General features: G+C 67.7%; 4 protein-coding genes. All 4 read right to left on the bottom strand.

Annotated elements, in window-relative coordinates; all coding sequences use genetic code 11:
- Positions 1-84: 84 nt before the first annotated feature.
- The 4 genes from ABH931_RS39500 to ABH931_RS39485 are packed head-to-tail and all read right to left on the bottom strand — an operon-like array spanning position 85 to position 6732.
- On the bottom strand, positions 85-2724 hold the full coding sequence (locus ABH931_RS39500) for a TniQ family protein (protein ID WP_370124809.1): 2640 nt from the start codon (positions 2722-2724) through the stop codon (positions 85-87).
- Positions 2721-3854 carry an ATP-binding protein gene (locus ABH931_RS39495; RefSeq protein ID WP_370124807.1) on the bottom strand — a complete coding sequence of 378 codons (1134 nt, stop codon included), beginning with the start codon at positions 3852-3854 and terminating at the stop codon, positions 2721-2723. Before ABH931_RS39495 ends, ABH931_RS39500 begins: the two co-directional genes overlap by 4 nt.
- Entirely contained in the window at positions 3851-6016 is a 2166-nt protein-coding gene (locus tag ABH931_RS39490; protein ID WP_370124805.1) for a Mu transposase C-terminal domain-containing protein, read from the bottom strand. The genes ABH931_RS39495 and ABH931_RS39490 overlap by 4 nt, the downstream gene beginning before the upstream one ends.
- The gene (locus ABH931_RS39485; protein ID WP_370124803.1) at positions 6013-6732 is read right to left on the bottom strand and encodes a TnsA-like heteromeric transposase endonuclease subunit; all 720 of its coding nucleotides are present in this window, start codon (positions 6730-6732) and stop codon (positions 6013-6015) included. Before ABH931_RS39485 ends, ABH931_RS39490 begins: the two co-directional genes overlap by 4 nt.
- Between the last annotated feature and the right edge of the window lie 144 nt (positions 6733-6876).

The raw sequence follows: 6876 nt of genomic DNA, 5'->3' as shown, positions 1-6876 counted from the left end.
CTGTAGGGTCCGCGATTTCGTGGACATCGTTGCCTGCAGGAATGTTGGGATTCGTGGGAAGTGGGAACTGGTGTTGTCCGGGCTTCATGGGCAATCCGCTGTGTGAGTTGCTGCTGCGGGTGACTGCGTGTGTTCATCGAGTAGTCCGAGGAGTTGTCGCGCTTCGGCGATGAGGAGCTGGCCGCTGCCGGTGGCTGAGAGCGGGCGGGAGCGGTTGATGAGGGTGATGCCAGCCGTGGCTTCGACATGCTGGAGTTGGTAGTCGAGAGCCCCGCGGCGAATCCCGAGAGCATTGGCGGCGGCCTGGAGTGTCTGGTGGCCGGGCAGTGCTGTGAGGTTGCGCAGGCGAGGGAGGATGTTTCGGGTCTGACTGAGCCTCGCCATGGCAGGTGACAGTTCGACCGGCAGGGCGGCGAAGACGTTGCTGTGGACTTGGTGGCGCCTGGGGATGTCCCATCGCCGCAGCAAACGCATGATGTTGTTCTTCGTCAGACCCATTTCGCGTGCGATGTCGGGGGTGCTGCGTCCCTTGCGCGTGTATTCGTCTTCGAGCCAGGCCCGGGAGATCGTCCGTTCGAGGGTGCCGGGCCGTCGCCGGGTCCGCATGGGAATCTCGAAGTCTTGCAATGCTCGTCTGACTGTGGATTTGCTGCAGTTGGCGCGGGCCGCGATCTGGTCCAGCGTCTCTCCTCCGTCGAGGTAGAGCTGCCGGAGCCGGTCTCGGGACAGATCACCGGTGCGGTGAATCTGAGGCCTTCGAATGCCTCGGTCTGATCGAGGCTCCCTCGGGGGTCGCGGAAGTGGCATCGGGGCGCGCTTGGGGAAGTCGATGTCATGGATCTCGCAGTAGAGATCGAGCTGATCTCGGGTCAGACCGAGCTGGACAGCGAGTTCCCGCTCCCGGGGTGCCTGCGTGGCGAGCTTGTTCACGTGGTCCGTGGGAATGCTGGCCGGGTCTACTCCTGGCCAGGTGATCCCCGTCACCCAGTGCGCCGGAGGTTCCCATCGAACAGGCTCGTCGATCCCGGCGTCCCGCAAATGCGCCTCGGCCTGCTGGGAGGCGAACTCCTTGAGGAACGGTGACAGATGGCGGCTGTGGTGCCGCGGTGATCGGTGCTCTGGGGTCGGGGCGTCCGATCCCAGCAGCAAGGACCAGACGATCCAGGTCAGCAGAGATTCGCGTCTGGGAGAGGGGGAGCGCAGGCCGTGATCCGTGCAGAAGCCGATGAACGCGGCCTTGTCGATGTGGATGCTGCCGGGTTGGAAGATGCGGCGTCGGCGGGCGTAGTCGATCGGGGACCCGAACTGGTCCAGTGCCCACGCAAGTTGGGTCAGGATTGCGGAGATCTGGCCCGGGTCAATGTTGGCCGGCAGTTTGAGCTGCTTGGGCGATCGCCTCCCCAGGCCCGGGTCGGTGAGCATACGGATGGCGCTCTTGTAGTCGACGGCGGTGCCCGGGATGAGGAGGAGGGGGCATGTCGCCGCGCGTAGCAGCTCGGCGTTCAGTCCGGCGCCGGGGCCTGACGGGAGGAGCCGCAGGGCCCAGGATGGCCAGAGTTGAGCCGGGACAGACGACGCCCGCTGTTCCACCTCGTCTTTACTCAGACGCCGCCAGTAGGGCGTGGGGGCGCTGGTGCCGTAACGCAGGCGCGCGATAAACGAGATGGACGCGTCGAGGCTGCGTAGAGCGGTCCCGGCCAGATGAGGACTGGACTTGGACCAGCCAGCAGCGATCTGGTTGATGTTTCTGAGTGCTTCGTTCTGGCCGTCTTCAGCGCTTCGTCGGTGGTTGCAGGCGACGGCCCAATCCAGAAGTTCCTGCTCGCGCGGTTCGGGATCAGGCAGTGCTTGGATTGCGATCGCCGTGCCGATCGCGATGCTGCGGACATCGGTGGCGTCCAGCGAGTTCGTCTGCGCGGGCAGGGCGCCGCCGACTTCGGCCAGGATCCGCAGTGCCGGCTCAGGAGCCCCGGCAGGGTCGATATCGAAGGCGGCCAGGCCCCGGGATCCCAGCGCGTAGAGGTCGGCGAGGTGCTGGCTTGCCGCCCCAGGGTCCGTGCTGATCTGTTCGAGGACGTGGTCGACGTGGTGCTGAGCCGCAATGATCACGCCGTCCGCGGGCAGCGGGGTGGCATTGGCCTGGTCGAGTGGGTAGCCGCAGGTCACACGGCTTCGGCGCTCGCCATGCTGACGGTGTGTGCCGCGGGTGCAAGAAGCGGGTCGGCTCGGGCCGCCGGTCCGGGTGCCGCTGGCTCGGACCGGACGCTCGCAGGCTGGGCACTGTTCGAGAAGCATGCAGTGGTGGCGGGGGCAGGCGAACACCCAGGGCTGGCGCCAGACCAAAGGCCATCGACCCTGGGATTCGCGCAGGCAGTTCGGGCAGAATCGCGGGAAAGCGCCGAACGCGCGCCAGTGCGGCGGCCTGCGCAAAGCTCCAGGTCGGTTCTTGTCGAACGCGACGGTCAGACCGTTGAACGGCTCCAACGTCATCGACACCAACGCCGAATCAGGAAGACCGGTTGCGCGCTGCAGTGCGAGGCGCTCGTGGTCGGTGAGCCGGTGCGTCATGGCCCCGGGACGGGAGCCGAGCAGTCCCACGAAGCTGGTCAGTGAGTGTGTCGTGGTGCGCAGCCGCCGTGCGTAGGCCTCCAGCCAACTGTCGAGTGCTTCCCCGGGCTGTGGCGCGAGGAAGATCGGGAGCTCGCCTCCGGACCAGTTCATCATGCCGGCCCCTCCGGCTCGTCGACTGCGACGGTGGGTCGCGAGGTGATCAGGCCGGCTTCGAGGGCGGCGGTGAGTTCCTTGCGGGCCTCCTCGGCTGCGGCGTCGTTGGTGACCTTGTCCATCAGGTGGCGGTCGAGGCGTTCGTGCCCGGTGCTGACGGCGCGCAGGCACCCGCGGTTGATCAGCGCCATCAGTGATGCGAAGTGGCCGGTCGAGCGCGCGTAGAGCGTGTCGGAGAGATCGTCGGCGAGCATGCCGGGGTAGGCGTCCGCCAGGACGATCTGCTGCTCGATCGTCAGCAGGAGTGTGCGCCACTCGCGGCGGCCGGCCTCGTCCTGGATGTGGAACGGGCGCATGGACAACTCGGTGGTGCGGCGCCCGAACTGGGCGAGAAGGGCCTGTTTCGGGGAGAAGCCCTCCCGAAGCAGGCCCCGCTGGCGGACGCCGACTCCGACATAGACCAGCGTGACTGGGAACACGTTCGACAGGAACTTCAACTGGTTGGCCATGCGGACCGAGTTGCCGGTGGAACTGGCGAGGAAGTGGATGTCGTCGATCAGGAAGACGCTGGTGCGAAGGCTGAGTACTGCGTCTACTGCGCGCTCGGCCAGGGTGTCGGCGTCGCCGGAGGTCGGCAGTCCGTAGAAGCGGCAGATCGATGCGTTCAGGCCGCGGATGTGGGTGTTGCCGGTCAGCGCGATGTAGATCACCGGGACCCGGCGGTGGCCGTCCGGCGTGGTCTCGCCCCGAAGCTCGATTTGGTCTCGGTAGTACTGGCGGCCGAACTCGCGGACCGCGGTGGACTTCCCGAGCCCGGGATAGGCGTCCACCAGTGCCGCAGGCTTGGCCTTGTCGCCGTCCTGGCGGTTGGAGTCCACGATCTCCCGCAGCTGGCGGCAGACCCGGCGCAGCTGAGGAGTCTTGATCGGGCCGATGTTGGCGTGCCAGACGGCTCGCTGGTCGTTGTAGCGCCGCAGCTCAAGCGCCGTCAGGGCCGCCATCTGGGCGCGAGTGAGCACCGGTGGGCGGGTCCGTCCGGGACCGTCGACGATATGGAGCCATCCGCCGAGACGGGTCGGGGAGTACTGGCGGTCCTCACCTTCGAAGACCGTGTTGATTGTCTGGGTCACCGGCTCTCCCACACATCGGCGTAGAAGTCGTCCTCGTCCCGCGCGCCCGGTTCAAGCTCGCCAGGAAAGACCGCCTCGCACTCGTCGTCCTCGTCGTCGTCCCCGCCCAGCGCCAACTCGGCGACGGCATCGGAGCCTGCCGGGAGGGGATCCTGCAGGGCAGCGAGCTTCTTCAAGGAGGGCAGGTCGGCGATCTGGGCCGGTCCGTCCTGCGGCTGCGCGATCTCGTCCGGCCCGACGAGCAGCAGCCGCTCCTGGGAGATCCTGACCGCCATTCGCCGCTCGACCCGGTCGGCGGCCAGGCCGGCGCCCCAGCGGTCCAGCAGGTCGACCAGGGCGCGCTTGGTGTCGGGGAACCGGTGGGTGCGGGTCGCGAGGCGGCGCGCGTAGGCCACGGCCTCCCGGCTGACCGGACCGCCCAGCGCGGGAGCGTGCTCCCAGGCCAACGGGTGCCAGTCGTGATCGCGCGGGTGCTGGAAGTAGACCTGGCGAATGTCGCCGGGGTCGACCGCGATGGGCCACTTCCCCGCATCCACCCCCTGCCAGTCGCTGCGTTGACCGCGGAACTCATCCAGCGCGTCGCCGTTGTAGCGCAGGCCCCCGATCTCCACCCCGTAGTGCTGGATCGTCGTGCGGACCTGATCCAGGAACTCCAGGGCCAGGTTCGGGCGGGTCGGGATCCGCAGCGGTCCCGCGCGGTGAACGCCGTGCTCGAACATCTCCAGCGGGCTCATCTTCAGCCCTGGGACCTCCGGGACGGTCAGCCCCCTGTGCGGCCGCCGGTGGTAGATCCGGTCGATCCACTCCCGGATGATCATTTCGAGCTCGTCGAGGAAGAAGAACGCCTCCTGTTCGACGTTCTCGCCGCGGCTGTGCACGTCGGCGCCCTTGTAGCCGGGCAGGGCGGCCAGCAGTCCCTGGTTCAAGGTCTTGAACCACCGCTCGACCGGCTTGTCGGTCGGGGTGTAGGGACGGGCTGGCTGCAGGCTGATCTCCAGCCTGGCGCAGACACTGCGGATGTGGTTCGACAGGAAGACCTTGCCGTGGTCGTAGATGATCGTCTCCGCTGCTGCCGTTGGCAGCAGCGGCATCCCGTGCTGATCGACCAGGCTGTCGGCGTCGACGACGACCGTGGAGGGGACCCCGCAGTAGGGCAACGGCCCGGCCGCCTCGCCCGGCAGGTCACGGGGGCGGACGGTCTCGAACAAGACGCCTGCCACGTCCACCGACTTCGTCGAGACCGGCGTCAGCCGCAGCCCGGTGATGCAGCGGCTGTAGAGATCCATGGAGACCGTGAGCTCGCACTGCACCCAGCGGCAGGTCACCGGCTCCATCGCGAACACGTCCAGCCGGTTCGTGTCCAGCACCGCGTACTCGCCCGGACGCGTGGCCCGCAGTCGCCCGTAGGTCCCCTTCGGCCGGTTGGCGATCGACCGCTTGCCCTTCGTGCTGCCCTCGAACGCGTTGGTGCCCCGGCTCAGCTCCGCCAGCGCCGCATAGGCGCGGGTCCTGGCCGGGATTGGCACCGGGGCCTCCTCCTTGAACTTCTCGGCCAGCCGTTCCTCGATCTCGATCAGGACCAGGCTCCGGACTGGCCGGCTCTTGGGGACCTTGGCGGCCAGGACCGAACGGGCCATGTCGACCCAGCGCGAATCGATGCGGTCCAGCACGCTGCTGCCAGCCCGCTTGTCCAGTAGTCCCGCCGGACCGCTCCCCTCCACCTTGCCGATCCACCGGCGCAGCGTGGTCACACCGACGCCGAGTTCGGTCGCCTTCGCCCGGTAGCGGTGCATCAATGCGGTCCCCGGCGCGTAGTCCGGGCGCGGCTCGCCCTCCAAGGCAAGTTCCGCGCAGCCGAGTTGGAAGCCGGTGAGCACCTCCTGGATGTGGCGGAAGCGGACCGTCACCGCGTCCTCCTCGTCCGGTGTCAGCGATCCGAGCACGGCCGCGGCCGCCGGACCCGGCTCACCCTCATCAGTCAGGAACCTCGTGCCCGGGTGGGTGAGCAGCACCGACAGATCCACCTGCCGCCAGCGGACCCGACCGTCGGCCGACCGCTGCCTCAGCCCGATGCGACGGCCGTCGATCTCTGTGACCGTGCACAGCTCGCCCTCGAACCACAGCGTGAGCCCCACGTGCAGCGTCGTCGTCCACCCGCTCATGCAGACCTCCGAAGCACGCTGTCCCCGCCCAGCGGACGGGAGAGATCAGTGATCAGTCGGCCCGACCACAGCAGCGACAACACCGCAGGCCGGGCCACATGCGGGGGATTGCCGCCCGCGAGGCGCCGCTCGGCTTCGGCAAGACGCTCACCGTCGTGCACGGTCTCCCAAGCTCGTTCGACCTCCTCCAGCGGCACCACGCCAGCACGCCGGTACGCGGCCAGAAACCGGACATTCGCCAGGACGACCGGATCCGCACCCGACCAGATCTCGTAGTCCCAACCGCGTTGCGAGAACACATCGCCCGCCCAGGCCAGGGCCTCGCGGACCTTCGGATCCTCCAGCCGGTCGGCCGGCTTGACGTTCACCACTCGCACCACGTCCGCCCGCGTCACCAACAGGAAGTCGGGCACATGCCGGCGTGCCCGGCCCTCGATCCGTGCCATGAGCAGGCACGGCTGGGCGTAGATCGCCTTGATCTCCGGATCGAAGTCCGCAAGCAGGAGGCGCGCCAGCTCCAGCCGACTCTCATAGACGACCGGACCACGCATCGTCGACGACGCGTACGTCCCCGAGTAGTGAGCCTGCCCGTGCACCGACCGGACCTTCCGCCACGGCTCCGAGCCCGTGAAGTCGCTCAACCTGGCATCAGCCAGGCGAAGTTCATTCAGCGACCCGTCCTCACGGCGAATCGAGACCAACGGATCTTCAAGCACACGCCGCGGCCTCGCCCGGCCACCAGATGAAGTCATAGACTGGACGCTAGGAAACAGAGCGTAACGACTGCCCAAGTACCCTGGATTTGCCCGGACAGTGACCACTTGGGCTGTACAGTGCTCACTCATTCCTGATCCCTACAG

This window comes from Streptacidiphilus sp. MAP12-33, assembly GCF_041261265.1.
Taxonomy (GTDB): domain Bacteria; phylum Actinomycetota; class Actinomycetes; order Streptomycetales; family Streptomycetaceae; genus Streptacidiphilus.
This window is presented reverse-complemented; position numbering and strand designations above follow the sequence as displayed.

Bases quoted from the DNA above. Each gene is read 5' to 3' on its own strand.
- ABH931_RS39500 (WP_370124809.1), bottom strand. From the start codon at position 2,724: ATGATGAACTGGTCCGGAGGCGAGCTCCCGATCTTCCTCGCGCCACAG.
- ABH931_RS39490 (WP_370124805.1), bottom strand. From the start codon at position 6,016: ATGAGCGGGTGGACGACGACGCTGCACGTGGGGCTCACGCTGTGGTTC.